Consider the following 16,146-nt stretch of genomic DNA (forward strand, 5'->3'; position numbering starts at 1 on the left):
AAACGTTGAACGGCCGGCAGAACACTGAGGTGAAAGTGACCGAAACAGAGCCGCCGTCGCATGACGTCGGTGCCCAGGACGACATCGAGTTGCGACTGGGCGCGAGCCTGGTCCACCTGCCCATCATCCGCTCCGTGGCGGCGAACATCGCCATCAGAGCCGACTTCGATCTGGATGCCATCGCAGACCTGCGGCTCGCCGTCGACGAGGCGTGCTCCACGCTGATCACCAGGGCGGTGCCGGGCACCACCATGGTGTGCCGGTTCACCATCGACGACGACGAGCTGCGCTTCAGCGGCGCCGTCACCTCCGCCGACCACGAGGCGCCGAGCACGGCGTCCTTCGGCTGGCGGGTGCTCACCACCCTCGCCGACTCGGCCGACTCCTGGGTGGAGCCGGCCAAGCAGGACGGGCAGGGCAACTGGGTCCATGTCGAACTCGCCAAGCGAAAGCCGACGCTTACGTGACCGGATCGACAACTCGCGGATCGCGCAGCCCTTCGGACGACTACGAGCACCTCACCCCCCTTTTCGAGGAGTTCGTCGAGCTCGCTGAGGACGATCCACGCCGCGTCGAGCTGAGGGACGAGCTCGTCACCGGCCACCTGCCGCTCGCCGAGCACATCGCGCAGCGGTTCTCCGGCCGCGGCGTGGCCAAGGAGGACCTGGTGCAGGTGGCCAGGGTCGGGCTCATCAACGCGGTCGACCGCTTCGACCCTCGGCGGGGCTCGGACTTCCTCTCCTTCGCCGTGCCGACGGTGATGGGCGAGGTGCGGCGGCACTTCCGGGACACCGGATGGGTGATCCGCGTGCCGCGCAGGCTGAAGGAGCTGCACCTCTCCATCAACAACGCCAGCACGCAGCTCTCCCAGCGCCTCGGCCGCGCGCCGACGCCGAGCGAGATCGCCGCGCACCTCGACCTCACCCCCGACGAGGTGATGGAGGGCCTCGAGGCGGGCAACGCCTACCACTCGATGTCGCTCGACGAGGTGCTCTCCGGCGACACGGAGAACCTCGCGCTCGGCGACACGCTGGGCGAGGAGGACGCCGCGCTGGAGGGCGTGGAGAACCACGAGACGCTGCAGCCACTGGTGAGGGAGCTGCCGGAACGTGAACGCAAGATCCTCGCGCTGCGGTTCGTGCACAACATGACACAGACGCAGATCGCCGAGCGCATCGGCATCTCACAGATGCACGTCTCGCGGCTGCTCGCCCGCACGCTGGACCGGCTGCGCGAGGGGCTCGTGGAAGATCGGCCCGAGGGCGACGAGCAGTAGCGTTTCAGCAGCTCACGGCCCGGGTACCTGCCCGGGTATGGCGAAGAGGGACGCACTGGGCGCCTACCACGCGAAGCGGAACCTCAACCGGTCCGGTGAGCCCGGCGGGTCGCGGCGCGGGCGGAAGACCGCGCGGCCGCGCTTCGTCATCCAGCGCCACGACGCGTCGAGCCTGCACTTCGACTTCCGGCTGGAGGTCGGCGACGTGCTCGTGTCGTGGTCGATCCCGAAGGGCCCCTCGCCCGATCCCGGCGACAAGCGACTGGCCATCCGCACGGAGGACCACCCGCTCGACTACGCCGACTTCGAGGGCAGCATCCCGGAGGGCGAGTACGGCGCGGGCACAGTGATCGTGTGGGACACCGGCACGTTCGAGCACCTCGGTGACGGCTCGGCCCAGGACGCCCTCGACCGCGGCGGTCTCAAGTTCCGGCTCCATGGCGAGAAGCTGCACGGCGCGTTCACGCTCGTGCGCACCCGAACGAGCCGCCAGGAACAGTGGCTGCTGATCAAGAAGGACGACGAGGGCGCCGACCGCCGTCGCAAGCCGGCGAAGACGCAGCCCGAGTCGGTGCTCACCGGCCGGACCAACGAGGACCTCGCGTGAGGTGGCACGAGCCCATGCTGGCCACGCTCACCGACCGCCACTTCTCCGATCCGGGCTGGGTGTTCGAGCGCAAGCTCGACGGCGTGCGCGCGGTGTGCGTGCGCGAGGACGGCGGCGAGCCGCAGCTGTGGTCGCGCAACCACCGGCTGATGAACGCCGCCTATCCCGAGCTGGTCGAGGCGCTGGCCGAACAGGGCGGCGAGTCGTTCACCGCCGACGGCGAGATCGTGGCCTTCGACGGCAGGCAGACGAGCTTCGCCAAGCTCCAGCCGCGGATCCACCTCACCGATCCCGTGCGCGCGAGGAACACCGGCGTCGAGGTCTTCTACTACCTGTTCGACCTGCTGGAGTTCGGCGGAACCGACGCCAGGTCGCTGCCCCTGCGGCAACGCAGGGAGCTGCTGCGACAGGCTTTCGACTTCCACGGCGTGCTGCGCATCTCCCGGTACCGCAACACCGAGGGCGAGAGGTTCCTGGCGGAGGCGTGCGCGAAGGGCTGGGAGGGCCTCATCGCCAAGCGCGCCGACGCGCCGTACACCAGCGGGCGCTCGCGTGACTGGCTGAAGTTCAAGTGCGTCAAGGACCAGGAGTTCGTTGTCGGCGGCTACACCGACCCGTCCGGTTCGCGCGCGGGGTTCGGCTCGCTCCTCGTCGGCTACTACGCGGACGGCAGGCTCCGCTACGCGGGCAAGGTCGGCGCAGGCTACAACGACGCGACGCTGCGCGACCTCCGCCGCAGGTTCGACGGACTGGGCAGGGAGAAGTCCCCGTTCGCGGGGGTGGTGCGGGAGCCGAACAGCCACTGGGTGGAGCCGGAACTCGTGGTGCAGGTGAAGTTCACCGAGTGGACCGGCGACGGGCGGCTGCGGCATCCTCGGTTCACGGGGCTGCGCAACGACAAACCGGCGACCGAGGTGGTCCGGGAGACGTCATGACCGAAGTGTCCAAGGCAGGCAAGGTCTTCTACCCCGCCGACGACATCACCAAGGGCGACGTCGTCGAGCACTACCGGCGCGTGGCCGGCGTGCTGGTGCCGCACCTGGCGGGGCGCCCGCTGACGCTGCGCCGCTACCCCGACGGCATCGAGCGAGAGGGCTGGTTCCAGAAGGAGGCCTCCGAGCACTTCCCCGACTGGGTGCGCGTCGAGGCGGTGCCCCAGCGCGGCAGGCAGGGCGAGTACGTGCGTCACGTCGTGTGCGACGACGCGGAGACCCTGGAGTACCTGGCCAACCAGGCGACGATCGAGTTCCACGTCTGGCTGTCCACAGTAGACAAGCTGGACTGTCCCGATCTGCTCGTGCTCGACCTCGACCCGCCCGAGGGCACCAAGGCCGCCGAGCTGCGCGGGGTCGCCCGCCGGGCCAGGGACCTGTTGAAGGGCATCGGACTCGCGCCGTTCGTGCAGGCCACCGGGGGCCGCGGCTTCCACGTGGCCGCGCCGCTGGACGCCACCACCGACTTCGACACCGTGCGTGAGCTGGCCCGGCTCGCCGCCGACCAGCTCGCCACCGACGACCCCAACCGGCTCACCACGGCGCAGCGCAAGGACAAGCGGGGCGGGCGGATCTTCCTCGACACCAACCGCAACGCCTACGGGCAGACCTTCATCGCGCCGTACTCGCTGCGCGCGCGACCCGGCGCGCACGTGGCAACCCCGCTCGACTGGACAGAGCTGGGAAGGGCGCGGCCGGACGGCTACGACCTCACCCGGATCCGGCGACGACTGGCGCGCAAGGCCGACCCCTGGCACGACATCCACGCCCGCGCGTCGTCGGCGGCACACGCGCTGGAGAAGCTGAGCTAGGAGGCGGCATGGCAAGGGCGATCTGGAGCGGAGCGCTGAACTTCGGGCTGGTGACGGTGCCCGTCGAGCTCTACAGCGCCACCCAGGACCACACGATCCACTTCCGGCAGTTCCAGCGCGGCACCTCCGACCGCATCCGCTACCGGCGCGTGAACGAGCGCACCGGCAAGGAGGTGCCGTACGAGGACATCGTCAAGGGCTACGACCTCGGCGGCGACGAGTACGTGCTGGTGGAGCCCGACGAGCTGGACCAGATCGCGCCCGGCCGCTCGCGCACCATCGACATCGACGCGTTCGTGGACCTCGACGAGATCGACCCGATCTACTTCCAGAAGACGTACTGGCTCGCGCCGGCGAAGGAGGAGTTCGGCCGCGCGTACAGCCTGCTGATCGAGGCGATGGGCAAGACGAACCGGGCGGGGCTCGCGCGGTTCGTCATGCGCGGCAAGGAGTACATCGCGGCGGTGCGGGCCGGCGACGGCGTGCTCGTGCTGAACACGCTGCTCTTCCCCGAGGACATCCGCGAGCCGAAGAAGGAGATCAGCAAGCTTCCGGCGCCGGGCAACGTGAAACCCAAGGAAGTCGATATGGCGGTGAGCCTGATCGAGTCCATGGCGGAGGCGTGGAAGCCCGACGAGTACCACGACACCTACACCGAGCGCGTCAAGAAGCTCATCGAGGACAAGCGCGCGGGCCGCACGGTGACGCCCGAGGAGGCGCCGCCCGAGGCCACGAAGGTCGTGGACTTGTTCGAGGCCCTCTCGCGCAGTGTGGAGAGCCGCAAGAAGGGCGGCTCGTCCACCGCGAAGAAGGGCAAGACCAAACAGCCCGATCTCTCCGAGCTGAGCAAGGCCGACCTCGACAAGATGGCCCGCGAGGCCGGCATCAAGGGCCGGTCGAAGATGACCCGCGCGCAGCTGGAGAAGGCGCTGGCCGACGCCTCAGGAGCACCGGCGCGCAAACGAGCCTCCTGAGGAGCGCGCCAGGCAATACGATCACCGCGTGCGCACGTCCCGGCTACCGACGCGGTTCCACACCGTCGTGCGCACGAGCCTGGGCTTCGCCGCGCTCGGCTTCATGTCGAGCTTCTGCGGTGCCGGGATCGTGTTCCTGCTGCTCATGCTGCAGGGCGTCCCCGAGACCGTCGCCGGGCACGGCTGGATCATCGCCGTGTGCGCTGGCGGGTACGTGCTGCTGTCCGCGCTGGTTGGCACCGCGTGGGCGGCGTTTCTGCAGCGCCGCACCGCCGTGTGGTTCGTGCTCGGGCGCGAGCCGACGCGGGAGGAGGCCCGCCGCGCGCTGCGCCTGCCGGTGGACCTCGCGACGGTCAGCGGCACGCTGTGGCTGGGCGGCGTCGTGGTCATCAGCACGCTCACCGCGGTGTTCGGGACGTGGCTCGACGCGCTTGGCGTGGCGATGGCGATCCTGCTCGGCGGGTTGGCGACGGTGGGCCTGACCTACCTGGCCACGGAGTGGGTGGCGCGGCCGGTGATGACGATGGCGCTGGCGGCCGCACCACCGCGCGGCACGCTGCCGATGACGGTGCTGCGGCGGCTCGTCATCACGTGGGCGCTGGCCAGTGGCGTGCCGATGGTGGGTGTGCTGCTGGTGGTGCTGCCACCCGACCTCGGCCCGAGCGACCCGGCGCCCAGCCTCCTGGCACTGTCGGTGACGGGGCTCGTGCTCGGCGCCCTCGCGACGGCGCTCCTGGCGCGCGCGGTGGCGGCGCCGCTGCACCGGCTGCGCCTCGCGCTCGACCAGATCGCCAAGGGGCGCCGTGACCTGCGGGTCGGGATCGACGACTCCAGTGAGATCGGCATGCTCCAGACGTCGGTGAACGACCTGGCGAAGGGCCTCGCCGAGCAGGAACGGCTGCGGGACCTCTTCGGCAGGCACGTCGGTGACGACGTGGTGCGGCACGCGCTCGAGTACGGCGCGTCGCTCTCCGGCGACGTGCGCGACGTGACGGCGCTGTTCGTGGACGTGGTGGACTCCACGGCGCTGGCGGCGGAGCTGCCGCCGGACGAGGTGGTGCGCAAGCTCAACGGCCTGTTCGCGAGCGTCGTCGACGCGGTGAGCACCCATGGCGGGCTGGTGAACAAGTTCCAGGGCGACGCGGCGCTGTGCGTCTTCGGCGCCCCGACGCGGCACGCCGACCCGGCGACGTCGGCGCTGCGCGCCGCGCGGGCCATCCGCGACGCCGTGGCCACCAGCGGAGAGCTCGACCTCGGCATCGGCGTCGCCAAGGGCCCCGCGTTCGCGGGCCAGCTGGGCACGGCGAGCCGCTTCGAGTACACGGTGATCGGCGACGCGGTGAACGAGGCGGCACGGCTCACCGAGCACGCGAAGCAAGCCGATGGCCGGATCCTGGCGAGCGAGGCCGTGGTCAAGGCGTGCGCGGCCTCGGAGAGGGACCTCTGGCAGCACCACGGCACCATCCACCTCCGCGGCCGCCCCACCCCCACCGAAACCTGGGAGCCCATGCCACGTCCGCAGTGAAGGCCACCTTCACTGCGTTGAACGCAGGCATGGTGGCCTTCACTGCGGGGGCGGTTCAGCCGGGGGTGAGGTCGGGCCAGCGCAGGGCGGTGGCGCCCCACGTGAGGCCGGCGCCGAAGGCGCTCACGAGCACGCGGTCGCCCGCCTGGAGTGTGCCGTCGTTGACCCCGTCGACCATCGCGAGCGGGATCGACGCCGCACTCGTGTTGCCGGTGCGCTCGATGTTGACCACCAGGCTGTCGGCGGGTAGACCGAGCTGCTTGGCCGTGGCGTGCAGGATCCGGATGTTGGCCTGGTGGCCGATGAACCGGTCGACGTCGCTGACCGTCCAGCCGACCCGCTCCATCACCGTGCGCGACGACTCCGCCATGCGCGCGGTCGCGTGCCGGAACACCGCGGGCCCCTGCATGGAGAAGTAGTGGTCCTGCGGGTTGTCGGAGGTCTTCTGCTTCGCCCCGCCCGCGGGCACGATCAGCAGTTCGGCGAGGTCGCCGTCGCTGTGCAGGTCGAACGGTCCGATCGCCCCGAGCTCGTCCGGCTCGCCCGCGCGCAGTACGACCGCGCCCGCACCGTCGCCGAAGATCGGCACCGTGCCACGGTCTTTCGGGTTCAGCAGCGTGGTGAACGCGTCGGCACCGATCATCAGCACGCTGCGCGCGGCGCCCGCTGAGATCAGCCCGGCAGCCGTGGCCAGTGCATACACGAATCCGCTGCACACCGCGTTGACGTCGAAGGCGGCGATGTGGCCGAGCCCGAGCCTGCTCGCCACCTGCGGAGCGCTGGCGGGGCAGATCTGGTCGGGCGTCGCCGTGGCGAGCACGAGGGCGTCGACGTCCCGTGATCCCGCCGAGTGCAGCGCACGCCGCCCCGCCTCCACCGCCATGTCTACTGTGGACATACCGGGGTCGATGACGTGCCGTTGGCCGATGCCGGTCCTGGTCCGGATCCACTCGTCGGACGTGTCGAGGTGGCCGCTCAGTTCGTCGTTGTCCACTATGCGCGGCGGGAGCCAGCCACCGAGACCGGCGAGCACCGCCACACCACGCGCATCGTGCGTGGGCACTTGCATCCTCCAGGGGCCTGCGTCGGGGACCGGAGACGCGAAACCGCCCCCAAACACTTGTATGGCCTACTAATCGGTAGAGGCTTCCGTTGTGACCTATGTCTCGTCGAGTGTAGACCTCGGGGCAAATCAGGCCGGAAATCGACCGGAATGTCCGATAGGAAAGAGGCCATGACGACGCTCGGCACCCGTTCCCTCAACCGCGCTCTGCTGGCCCGGCAGTCCCTGTTGGCACGGACCGAGCAGCCTGCGATCGAACTGATCGAGCACCTCGTGGGCATGCAGGCGCAGGCGCCGTTCCCGCCCTACTACGGGCTCTGGACGCGGCTGCGTGACTTCTCTCCCGACGAGCTGTCGCGGCTGCTGCTCCGCCGCGACGTCGTGCGGATCGTCAACCTGCGGGGCACCGTCCACCTGGTGAGCGCGCCCGACGCGCTGCCGCTGCGCGCGTTCACCCAGCCGCTCATGGACAACGACCTGAAGGGCAACCAGCAGTACACCCCGCTGCTGAGCGGCCTCGATCTCGGCGAGGTCGCCTCGGCGGCGACCGCACTGCTGGCCGAGAAGCCACTGAGCAGCACCGAGTTGGGCAAGGCGCTCGCCACACGGTGGCCGGATCGCGAGCCGACGGCGCTTGTGTACGCGGCCCGCAACCTCCTCCCACTGGTACAGGTGCCGCCGAGGGCCGTGTGGGGCCGCAGCGGGCAGCCGACCTACGCGCTCGCCACCGAGTGGCTCGGTGGGCAGCTCGACCCTCGCCCCGATGTCGAGAGGCTGATCCTGCGCTACCTCGGCGCGTTCGGGCCCGCGAGCGTGCGCGACGTGCAGACGTGGTGCGGACTTACGAAGCTGGGCGAGGTGCTCGAGCGGCTCCGGCACCGCTTGCGCACGTTCCGCACCGAGGACGGCGTGGAGCTGTTCGATCTGCCCGACGCACCGCGACCCGGCCCGGACACGCGCGCACCGGTCCGGTTCGTGCCCGAGTACGACAACCTGCTGCTCTCCCATGCCGACCGCACGAGGGTGATCAGCGACGAGGACCGCAAGCGCCTCTTCACCCGCAACGGCATCCTGCTGGCGGCCTTCCTCGTCGACGGGTTCGTACGGGGCGGCTGGAAGCTCAAACGGAACAAGGGCGGAACGGTGCTGGAGATCCAGCCGTTCCGCCGGTTGTCCAAGCGGGACACGGCCGCGCTGACCGCCGAGGGCAGGCGGTTGCTGAAGTTCGCCGAGTCGCCCGGCGGCGAGGTCCGGCTCCTACCGTCCTAACCGGACGGATTACCAGTCGTGGTAGCCGAAGTCGCCGCGGTACCGCGAGTCGTGGTCGTGGTAATCGTGGTGGTCGTCGTACCGCTCGTGTCCGGCGGACCTGGCTTCCCGGCGCTGCTCCAGGTAGTGCTCGAACATCGGGTCGACGAACTCCCGCATCCGGGCGCCGAAACGCGACGGCGACCCCACGCCCGCGGGCAGGTCTGCGCGCGCGTCCGGGAGATCGAGGTCAGGCACCGGCGCCTCGGCCGCGATCACCGGTTCGGGTTCGGGTTCGGGGGCGGGCTCGGGTTCCGGCTGGGGCTCCTCTTCCACCACGGCTACCGACGCGGGCGGGTCGACGGTCTCCGGCGCGGGGACGGCGCCGGGATCGGGGCTGGCCTTGCCCTCCACCTCGATGGGCCGCGGCGCCTCGACGATCACGATCGGGCCGCTGCCTGCGACATCGCCCGCCATGGGGGCTCCCGCACCCTGCCCCGGGGTCCGGTCGAGGACGGCGCCGAACGCCACGATCGCCATCAACACGGCGGCGGCCATGCTCGCGATGCTGGAGCGGTTGACGCGACTGACCGGCACGCCGTCGCCGGGACCTTCGCCACCGGGGTGCGCGCCGGGCAGGCTGGCACCGATGATCCCGGTGCGGTCAAGCAGGTCCGCGTCATGCGGAGTCTGGCGCAGAACCTTGGGCGCCATCAGGTCCCTCCATAAACATCGTCCCCCAGCGGCCGACCAAGGCCAGATCGCTGTTTACCCCCCTGGCGAAGTGGTGTCACTAGGCCACCCCGCCTTCGCAGACAAGTCGACTCGATCGAGTGAACAGCCTGCCAACAAGCCGCATTTGGCCGGCCCGACAGGCAATTCGCGCCTGTGCACCACCCGGCCGGACTAGCAACGACGCTCGCGTCACGTGCGTTGCTCTACTCGCAGTTGCCCGGTGAGGAATTCCCCCGATTGGCGCATCACGGCACAGCCAGGTGGGCGTCTCTCCTTGCGGAAGGGCCGCCCACAGCAAGCGGGCGGCACGGACAGACGGGAGGGTGCGCCGTGCATCAGGACGCCGTACACCAGAGCCAGTTCGTGTACCTCAACGGCTGCGGCACGCCGCTGCTGTCCCGCCTCTCCTACGCGGCGGACGAGCCGTTCACAGTCGCGCTCGCGTTTCGCATCGACCCGGACGAGTGGGTCGAGTGGGAGTTCGCGCGCGACCTGCTCCTCGATGGCATCACCGAGCCCGCGGGCATCGGCGACGTGCGCGTCCGGCCCGACCTCGCCACGCACGAGGACTACCTCGTGCTGGAGCTGGAGTCGCCCGACGGCTACGCGGTGGTGGAGATCGACATCGAAGACTTGCGGCGCTTCACACGGGCGACCGTGGAGATCGTCCCGCCGGGTACCGAGAGCGGCCACCTCGACCTCGACACCCTCATCGCCGACCTCACCGCGGCCTAACCGCAGGCGTTCTTCGAACGCAGCACCCGCTCGAGCGCGTCCTCGACGCGCTCGCCGGGCAGCTCTCCGCCGGCCACGGCCTGCTCGAGCCGGTCGAGCACGGGCGCGACATCCCCGCCGGAGGACCACAACGCCTGGTCGGCCCCTGCCTGGAGCGCGCGCAGCACGGCCTCGGGCACGCTGTAGCGGTCGGAGATCGCCTTCATGGCGCCGAGATCGTCGGTCACGGTAACGCCCTCGAACGCGTAGTCGTTGCGCAGCAGCTGGTAGGCCGCAGGCGAGAGCGAAGCGGGCTGCCCCTCGGTCAGGCCCGGCACGTCGAGGTGGCCAACCATCACGCTGATGTCGCCGTACTGCGCGATGTCCTCGAACGGCAGGAGGTCGTGCTCCCGCAGGTCCGCGAGCGGCGGCGTGCGCACGAGGCCGGTGTGGGAGTCGCCGCTCGCCCGCCCGTGGCCGGGGAAGTGCTTGAGCACCGGCCGCACGCCCGCGTCCGTGAGCCCAGCGGCGAAGGCCAGCGCGTACTCACGGGCCACCGCGGGGTCGGCGCTGAACGAGCGGTCGCCGATCGCGGCGCCCGCGTCCTCGTCGGTGAGGTCGGCGTCCGGCGCGTAGTCAACGGTCACGCCCCTCGCCAGCATCGCCCTTCCGCGTTCCTCGGCGAGCGCGCGCACCTGCTCCGGCGTCATGGTCCGCGCCATCTCCCGCGCGCTCGGCAGGTCCCCCTCGAGCTGGTCGAGCCGCTGCACCCGGCCGCCCTCGTCGTCCACGGCCACCGAGACCGGTACCTTCGCCGCCTCCTGGACCCGCGCGAGAGCGTTGTCCGTGAGCAGGTCGGTCGCGTTGCCGCCGATGAAGATGCCGCCCACCTGCTCCTCGCGCACGAGCGCGGCCGCGGCCGCGGGGTCGCTCGGCTCCACGCCCACCACCACGAGCTGGGCCACGCGCTCCCTCGGGGACATCCCGGCGATCACCGGTTCACAGCCGGTCCGCGGCGGGACAGCCGAGGTAGTGGGGGGCGCGGCCTGGGCGGACGACGCGGACGACGGCGGCCGCGACGCCGCCGAACCCGGGGTCGGGGAGTTGCCGGAACCGCCGGGCGAACCACACCCGGCGGCGAGCAGGGACACGAACACGGTCGTCAGGAGCAAACGCTTCATCGTTGCCCCACGGTACGTTGTGCGGCCCGGCCGTGACTCAGCTGAGGGTCGTCGCGGGTGATGGACACCCCTCGACGATCAGCCGCGCGGGCGCGCCCGTGGCGGTGTTGCCCGCCGTGTCGGTGGCGACGACCTGCCACACAACCTCGCCCGGCCGCGAGAACGGGCCGAGCCGCGCCGACCACGACCCACCGCGGCCCCTGGCCATCCGCGTCGTTCCGTGCTCCCCGTCCGGCATGCTCCAGCTGAGCGTCACCGACCGCACGCCGCTGACGTCGGCCACCGTGGCCTCGATGGTGGTGACGTCTCCCGCACATCCCCGCACGGTGAGGCCGCCGCCCTCGGCCGACTGGCCCGCGATCTCCGGAGGCCTCGCGTCCGCTCCCGACGGGGCAGCCGACCGGGGACCGACCACGGCGGACGCCGGCCCCAGCGCCGAGGACCCGACCGAGGTGGGAGCCGTGGCGGGAGTGGCGAGCGGAGGCACCCCGGCGCGGCCCGGCGCCATCTCCGGTCTCGGTTCCGTCCTGGCGGCCAGCAGGGCGACGCCGACGACCACGAGCAGCGCCACCGCACCGGCCACTGCGATCGGCACGCGGTGGGTTCGGGACGGCGGCGGGCTCACGCTGCTCATGGGGCCCTCCGTTCGCGAAGGGTGAGGGTCTGAACGCGGTCTGCACATTGTCTGTCGCCGAGACGAGCCGGAGCGCTACAGCGTGGCGTCAACTCCGGTGCGTACCCCGTATCTTCGCTCGCGCTCGACGGTTCCGTCCATCCGTTCGATCACCAGCGCGCTGGGCGGGTTCGCCCTCGCCACGCGCGCGGCCTCGGTGACGGCGTCGCGCTTGCGGCAGTGCCGGGAGAGCACCAGTTGCTCGTGGACCACGAGCCAGGTCAGCGAATCCGGGGAGAACCGGAACCGCACCTGGAACAGCTTCCTCGTCATGATCGCTCCCTTCGCCGGGCGTTTCTCTACTGAAACAACGTAGCAGTATCGCGACGAATGGCAGAATTGACACACCCCTGTGATAGTGAAAACGACGACTCACGGAGGGCGGCGGTATGGAAGGCCGGATGGACGCGCGTCGGCTCTACGACGCGCTGGACGCGCAGCGAGGCTCACGCGGGATGTCGTGGCGCCAGCTCGCCGACGAGGCCGGGGTCAGCCCTTCACTGCTCAGCCGGATGGGCAACGGACACCGGCCGGACCTGGACGGGTTCATCGCGCTCGTGCAGTGGCTCGGCTCGCCTGCCGAGGTGTTCATGGTGTGGCCGGACGGACAGGAGCGCACCCGGGAGGAACCCGCACTCGAGACCCAGCTCGCCCTGCTGCTGCGGGCGAGGGACGACCTGTCGCAGGCCGACAAGGACTACCTGCTGGAGATCGTCGGAGCGACCATGCGGAGGATCAAAGTGGACCGTCAGGAGAGATGAGCGTGGCCCTACGGCGCGGTTTCAAGGCAGAAGCGAAGCGACTGGCACTCGAGGTCCGCGAGGAGATGGGCATCGGTGTCTTCGCCCCGCTCGATCCGTACGCACTCGCCGAGCTGTACGGGATCGAGGTGCACGACCTGAGCCACCCGTCTCTGCCCCGCGACGCGGTACGCCACTTCACCGGCCCCGCCGCGGCGTCGTTCTCCGGGGCGCTCGTGTCCGTCGGCAGGGGCGCGGTGATCATCGAGAACCACGTGCACGAAACCAATCGCCGCCGCTCCACGATCGCCCACGAGATGGCGCACGTGTTGCTGGAACACGACTTCGGCGTCCTGCTCAACGACGGCGAACGGTGCCGGTCATCCTCATCGGACCTCGAACTGGAAGCGGCCGAGCTTTCCGGCGAGCTGCTGCTGCCCTGCGACGCCGCCCGTACGGCGGCGTTCCGCGGCTGGACCGACACGTCGGTGGCGCGGTACTTCCGGATCAGCCGCAGCATGGCGCGCTGGCGGCTCAACACCACGGCGGCGAGGCGGATCGCCCGGTGCACCAAGGCGAAATGGCGGGAACCGGTTCCGGCGAACGTCTGCTGAGCGGAACCGCGGCTTGCGGCCCACCGCGCCGACGACGCACTGCGGGCGCTCAGCGGGTCCAGCACCGGGCCGTCGGGCCACCACTCGTCGCGCACGGCGACCAGGTCGGAGGCCACCTGTGGGAGCAAGCGGAGGGCAAGGACCACCCGGAGGACCCGTCGATCGCGGCTGATCAGACCAGAAATGAGACCAGGGCAAACCGTCAAAACGTGGCGCGAGTGCCACTCCGGGCGGTCTGCCCTGGTCACAGGTGCGGAAGCGGAGGGATTTGAACCCCCGGACCCTTGCGGGTCGCTCGCTTTCAAGGCGAGTGCATTCGGCCGCTCTGCCACGCTTCCCCGTCGCTCAGCCTAACGCGTCAGTCGTCCTGCTCCGTCAGGTGTGTGAGCACGCGGTTGAAGACCTTCCCCATCGTCACCTGCTCCTCGGTGCTCATCAGATCGATCAGGTGCGCACGGACGCCCCGCACGTGGGTCGGCGCGGCGCTTTCCAGCAGCTCCTCGCCCGCCTTCGTCAGCTCGGCCGTGACCCCGCGCCGGTCCCCTGGGTCCTTGCCCCTGCGGACGTAGCCCGCGAGCTCCATGCGCCCGACCTGGTGGGACAGCCGGCTCTTGGTCGACCCGAGCATGGTGGCCAACTCCGTCATGCGCATCCGGTTCTCCGGCGCCTGCGAAAGGCACACGAGCACCTCGTAGTCGATCAGCGAGACGTCGTGGCTCTCGACGAGCTCGCGGTGGAGGCACTGCCGCAGTCGCAGCGTCGACACGATGTAGGACCGCCACGCGGCCATCTCCGTATCCGATAGCCAGCGCACCTCGCCGGGAACCTGGGTCATGCTACGGAGAGTAGGTCCTGGCCCCGACAACACTCCCACCGCGTTGGCATGGTGGTGGAATCACCGGATGGTGGAAACTCCCAGCGGTTGTGACCTCGGGACGGAAGGGGGATGCTGAGGGGTACGGAGGAGTCGGACCGGCAGATTGGACTCCACACCGGAGCACCAGCTGGACGACCCCGCCGGGAAAGGGCCAGGTGGTGCTGTGACAAATGATTTCCTGCGGTTGTCCGCCCGCTGTGTCCCCACGGGTGGGGCGGCTTGAACCGGCCCAGCCGCGATTGTGAGCAGCCCGGGTGTTCAAGCGTCTTCTCGCGCAGACGGCGTTCTCGAGCACTGCTTCGGTACGGTTTCTGTGACCGCACCACAGCGTTCCACGCCGGCCCGCGTCGCGGTCGACCGCAAGACAACTGGACAACCTCGGTAGACCTGGGTGCGGTGGCAGCAGACCAACCGCACCCAGGCATTTTTTGTGCCCACGACCGGGCCCCTCCCACCTGCCGAGGGGCCCGGTCGGGCTCAACCGCTACGCGGCCGCGCCGTGCGTGTGCGCCTCGGCCGCGAGGGTCCGCTGCGCCGACCGCTGGTCGGCGAGCTTCGCCTTGTTCTTCGCGCCCTTCGGCGTCACCCCGTTGATCTCCTCGGTGCTGATCGCGTACTTGGCTGCCACGCGAGCGATCGCGTCCGCGTTGCGGTCGAGCGCCAGGCGGTCGACGTTGCCAAGGTTGTCGCAGGCCTGGTGGTAGCACGGGTCGTAGGCGACTCCGGCCTCACCGCCCCACTTCGCGGCCTGCTCCTCGGTCTTCACGCCCTCGGCGCCGGTGAACAGGCCACCCGCCGGGATGCCCACCGCGATGAACTCGCCGTAGTCGGAGCGGCCGTTGAAATCGGTGCCCTCCGGCTCGATACCCCTGGTGGCGAGCGCGTCGATGAACGACTGCTCGATCTGCGCGGAGCCGTACGGGCCCGCGCCCTCTCCCTCGCCGTCGGAGTCGTCGCCGTCGTAGGCGAAGTAGCCCGCGTTCGGCGAGCCGACCATGTCGAAGTTCAGGTACAGCGCGATGTCGAGCTGCTGCTCGAACGACAGGGAGTTGACGTAGTACGTGGAGCCGACGAGCCCGAACTCCTCGGCGCTCCACCACGCGAACCGCACCGCGTTGTTGACCTTGGGCTTGCCGCCCAGCTGCAGCGCCGTCTCCAGCAGCGCGGCCGAACCGGTGCCGTTGTCGTTGATGCCGGCGCCTTCGGTGACGCTGTCGAGGTGGGCGCCCGCCATCACGACGTTGTCCTTACGGCCGGTCTTGGTCTCGGCGATGACGTTGTAGCTCGTGCGCTCCTCCTCGAAGGCACGCAGCTCCAGCGTGGTCTCGGCGCCGTTCTGCGAGAGCAGCGGCTGCGCGTCCTCCTGGCTGATGCCGCCGGTCGGGACGCGTCCCGCGCTCGGGTCGCCGAGCGTGCCGTTGAGGGGGCCTGGCTCGTTGTTGTAGACGATCGCGCCGATCGCGCCCGCGTCGGCGGCGGCGGCCTGCTTCTGCGCGAACGGGCACGATCCGCGCTCCACGAGCACGATCTGGCCGGTGACGTCGCCGTAGTCGGTGGCCTCGCAGCCGGGGGTGTCGTCGGACTCGATCACCGCGAGCGGGCCGGTGATGCCGCCCTCGGGCGTGGACGGGCTGTAGCTCATGATGATGATCGGCACGTCGGTGCCGCCCACCACCAGGCTTTCGGCCAGCGTCTCGGTGTACGTGAACGGGAACTCCTGGCGGGTCACGGTGTAGCCCGCGGCTTCGAGTTTGCCCGCGACGTACTCCGCGGAGGCGTCGTAGCCGGGGTTGCTCGCCGCGCGGTTGCCGCCGTTGGCGTCGGAGATCCGCTGCAGCGCGATCAGGTGCCGGTTGATGTTGCCGACGTCGACCTTCTTCGCGAGCGTGTCGGCGAGCCGGTCGCCCGCGTCCGGCGCGGCGACCGAGGTGGCGGAGCCGGTGAGCACGAGCCCGGCACAGGCCGCGAGCACGATGGCAGGTCTGAGCTTCCCTCTGCTGGATGACATAGACACGTCCCCTTCGTGACTGAGGAGCGTCACTTTCGTGTCTCCTGCACGTAAGGTCAAGCGCCATTCGTAGGAAAGGCCGGGTTGCGGTGTGACGTAGGGTCCCC

At 70.3% G+C, this 16,146-nt stretch carries 18 protein-coding genes and 1 tRNA gene; 11 read left to right on the forward strand and 8 right to left on the reverse strand.

The features are described 5' to 3' along the window. Positions 1 to 35 precede the first annotated feature (35 nt). From DI005_RS16275 to DI005_RS16305, 7 genes are all read left to right on the forward strand, one after another. On the forward strand, positions 36 to 467 hold the full coding sequence (locus DI005_RS16275) for an ATP-binding protein (RefSeq protein ID WP_112266205.1): 432 nt from the start codon (positions 36 to 38) through the stop codon (positions 465 to 467). Continuing rightward, positions 464 to 1,276 (forward strand): SigB/SigF/SigG family RNA polymerase sigma factor, encoded by an 813-nt coding sequence (locus DI005_RS16280; protein ID WP_113642701.1) that lies wholly within the window; start codon positions 464 to 466, stop codon positions 1,274 to 1,276. Before DI005_RS16275 ends, DI005_RS16280 begins: the two co-directional genes overlap by 4 nt. A 37-nt stretch (positions 1,277 to 1,313) precedes the next feature. After that, on the forward strand, positions 1,314 to 1,883 hold the full coding sequence (locus DI005_RS16285) for a DNA polymerase ligase N-terminal domain-containing protein (RefSeq protein ID WP_113642702.1): 570 nt from the start codon (positions 1,314 to 1,316) through the stop codon (positions 1,881 to 1,883). 14 nt (positions 1,884 to 1,897) lie between these two features. Next, positions 1,898 to 2,818, forward strand: coding sequence for a non-homologous end-joining DNA ligase (ligD, locus tag DI005_RS16290; protein WP_113642782.1), 921 nt, complete (start codon positions 1,898 to 1,900; stop codon positions 2,816 to 2,818). Continuing rightward, positions 2,815 to 3,687, forward strand: coding sequence for a non-homologous end-joining DNA ligase (gene ligD / locus DI005_RS16295; protein ID WP_113642703.1), 873 nt, complete (start codon positions 2,815 to 2,817; stop codon positions 3,685 to 3,687). The genes ligD (DI005_RS16290) and ligD (DI005_RS16295) overlap by 4 nt, the downstream gene beginning before the upstream one ends. Before the next feature lie 8 nt (positions 3,688 to 3,695). Next, complete coding sequence (locus DI005_RS16300) at positions 3,696 to 4,661, forward strand: Ku protein (protein ID WP_113642704.1); 966 nt, start codon at positions 3,696 to 3,698, stop codon at positions 4,659 to 4,661. Positions 4,662 to 4,764: 103 nt separating this feature from the next. Next, the gene (locus DI005_RS16305; RefSeq protein WP_113642783.1) at positions 4,765 to 6,186 is read left to right on the forward strand and encodes an adenylate/guanylate cyclase domain-containing protein; all 1,422 of its coding nucleotides are present in this window, start codon (positions 4,765 to 4,767) and stop codon (positions 6,184 to 6,186) included. A gap of 55 nt (positions 6,187 to 6,241) precedes the next feature. Here DI005_RS16305 and DI005_RS16310 read toward each other — a convergent pair whose 3' ends face one another. Next, on the reverse strand, positions 6,242 to 7,255 hold the full coding sequence (locus tag DI005_RS16310) for a beta-ketoacyl-ACP synthase III (RefSeq protein WP_199542847.1): 1,014 nt from the start codon (positions 7,253 to 7,255) through the stop codon (positions 6,242 to 6,244). A gap of 165 nt (positions 7,256 to 7,420) precedes the next feature. On the opposite strand from DI005_RS16310, the gene DI005_RS16315 reads away from it, so the two are divergent. Beyond that, positions 7,421 to 8,518 carry a winged helix DNA-binding domain-containing protein gene (locus tag DI005_RS16315; protein WP_113642705.1) on the forward strand — a complete coding sequence of 366 codons (1,098 nt, stop codon included), beginning with the start codon at positions 7,421 to 7,423 and terminating at the stop codon, positions 8,516 to 8,518. A gap of 9 nt (positions 8,519 to 8,527) precedes the next feature. On the opposite strand, the gene DI005_RS16320 is transcribed toward DI005_RS16315, so the two are convergent. After that, the gene (locus tag DI005_RS16320; RefSeq protein ID WP_113642706.1) at positions 8,528 to 9,211 is read right to left on the reverse strand and encodes a hypothetical protein; all 684 of its coding nucleotides are present in this window, start codon (positions 9,209 to 9,211) and stop codon (positions 8,528 to 8,530) included. A 351-nt stretch (positions 9,212 to 9,562) separates the two neighbouring features. Here DI005_RS16320 and DI005_RS16325 point away from each other — a divergent pair, with 351 nt between their 5' ends. Then, on the forward strand, positions 9,563 to 9,967 hold the full coding sequence (locus tag DI005_RS16325) for an SsgA family sporulation/cell division regulator (protein WP_113642707.1): 405 nt from the start codon (positions 9,563 to 9,565) through the stop codon (positions 9,965 to 9,967). On the opposite strand, the gene DI005_RS16330 is transcribed toward DI005_RS16325, so the two are convergent. From DI005_RS16330 to DI005_RS16340, 3 genes are all read right to left on the reverse strand, one after another. Then, positions 9,964 to 11,127, reverse strand: coding sequence for a glycoside hydrolase family 3 N-terminal domain-containing protein (locus DI005_RS16330; protein WP_112266188.1), 1,164 nt, complete (start codon positions 11,125 to 11,127; stop codon positions 9,964 to 9,966). The two genes, DI005_RS16325 and DI005_RS16330, sit on opposite strands and share 4 nt — an antisense overlap. A 37-nt stretch (positions 11,128 to 11,164) precedes the next feature. Further along, on the reverse strand, positions 11,165 to 11,761 hold the full coding sequence (locus DI005_RS16335; RefSeq protein ID WP_113642708.1) for a hypothetical protein: 597 nt from the start codon (positions 11,759 to 11,761) through the stop codon (positions 11,165 to 11,167). Positions 11,762 to 11,836: 75 nt separating this feature from the next. Next, positions 11,837 to 12,073, reverse strand: a complete 237-nt coding sequence (locus DI005_RS16340) for a DUF2188 domain-containing protein (RefSeq protein WP_199542850.1) — start codon at positions 12,071 to 12,073, stop codon at positions 11,837 to 11,839. Between the two features lie 116 nt (positions 12,074 to 12,189). Between DI005_RS16340 and DI005_RS16345 the strand changes: the two genes are divergently transcribed. Together DI005_RS16345 and DI005_RS16350 are read left to right on the forward strand one after the other, a co-directional pair. Continuing rightward, a complete protein-coding gene (locus DI005_RS16345; protein WP_112266184.1) occupies positions 12,190 to 12,561 on the forward strand; it encodes a helix-turn-helix domain-containing protein in 372 nt (123 codons plus the stop codon). 2 nt (positions 12,562 to 12,563) lie between these two features. Beyond that, positions 12,564 to 13,154, forward strand: a complete 591-nt coding sequence (locus DI005_RS16350; protein WP_112266182.1) for an ImmA/IrrE family metallo-endopeptidase — start codon at positions 12,564 to 12,566, stop codon at positions 13,152 to 13,154. Between the two features lie 253 nt (positions 13,155 to 13,407). Here the strand turns inward: DI005_RS16350 and DI005_RS16355 are convergent. The 3 genes from DI005_RS16355 to DI005_RS16365 all read right to left on the reverse strand — a co-directional run bounded on the left by DI005_RS16355 (position 13,408) and on the right by DI005_RS16365 (position 16,039). Next, positions 13,408 to 13,492: transfer RNA gene (locus tag DI005_RS16355), tRNA-Ser, on the reverse strand. Positions 13,493 to 13,512: 20 nt separating this feature from the next. After that, positions 13,513 to 13,989, reverse strand: coding sequence for a MarR family winged helix-turn-helix transcriptional regulator (locus DI005_RS16360; RefSeq protein ID WP_112266180.1), 477 nt, complete (start codon positions 13,987 to 13,989; stop codon positions 13,513 to 13,515). A gap of 526 nt (positions 13,990 to 14,515) precedes the next feature. After that, on the reverse strand, positions 14,516 to 16,039 hold the full coding sequence (locus DI005_RS16365) for a M28 family metallopeptidase (protein ID WP_113642709.1): 1,524 nt from the start codon (positions 16,037 to 16,039) through the stop codon (positions 14,516 to 14,518). Positions 16,040 to 16,146: the final 107 nt, after the last annotated feature.

The organism is Prauserella sp. PE36 (assembly GCF_003311655.1).
In the GTDB taxonomy this organism is placed as follows: Bacteria; Actinomycetota; Actinomycetes; order Mycobacteriales; family Pseudonocardiaceae; genus Prauserella_A; species Prauserella_A endophytica.

Coding starts and splice junctions, on each gene's coding strand:
- DI005_RS16360 (WP_112266180.1), bottom strand. CDS start 13,989: ATGACCCAGGTTCCCGGCGAGGTGCGCTGGCTATCGGATACGGAGATG.
- DI005_RS16300 (WP_113642704.1), top strand. CDS start 3,696: ATGGCAAGGGCGATCTGGAGCGGAGCGCTGAACTTCGGGCTGGTGACG.
- DI005_RS16320 (WP_113642706.1), bottom strand. CDS start 9,211: ATGGCGCCCAAGGTTCTGCGCCAGACTCCGCATGACGCGGACCTGCTT.
- DI005_RS16335 (WP_113642708.1), bottom strand. CDS start 11,761: ATGAGCAGCGTGAGCCCGCCGCCGTCCCGAACCCACCGCGTGCCGATC.
- DI005_RS16315 (WP_113642705.1), top strand. CDS start 7,421: ATGACGACGCTCGGCACCCGTTCCCTCAACCGCGCTCTGCTGGCCCGG.
- DI005_RS16330 (WP_112266188.1), bottom strand. CDS start 11,127: ATGAAGCGTTTGCTCCTGACGACCGTGTTCGTGTCCCTGCTCGCCGCC.
- DI005_RS16310 (WP_199542847.1), bottom strand. CDS start 7,255: ATGCAAGTGCCCACGCACGATGCGCGTGGTGTGGCGGTGCTCGCCGGT.
- DI005_RS16340 (WP_199542850.1), bottom strand. CDS start 12,073: ATGACGAGGAAGCTGTTCCAGGTGCGGTTCCGGTTCTCCCCGGATTCG.
- DI005_RS16345 (WP_112266184.1), top strand. CDS start 12,190: ATGGAAGGCCGGATGGACGCGCGTCGGCTCTACGACGCGCTGGACGCG.
- DI005_RS16365 (WP_113642709.1), bottom strand. CDS start 16,039: ATGTCATCCAGCAGAGGGAAGCTCAGACCTGCCATCGTGCTCGCGGCC.
- DI005_RS16285 (WP_113642702.1), top strand. CDS start 1,314: ATGGCGAAGAGGGACGCACTGGGCGCCTACCACGCGAAGCGGAACCTC.
- ligD (WP_113642703.1), top strand. CDS start 2,815: ATGACCGAAGTGTCCAAGGCAGGCAAGGTCTTCTACCCCGCCGACGAC.
- ligD (WP_113642782.1), top strand. CDS start 1,898: ATGCTGGCCACGCTCACCGACCGCCACTTCTCCGATCCGGGCTGGGTG.
- DI005_RS16305 (WP_113642783.1), top strand. CDS start 4,765: ATGTCGAGCTTCTGCGGTGCCGGGATCGTGTTCCTGCTGCTCATGCTG.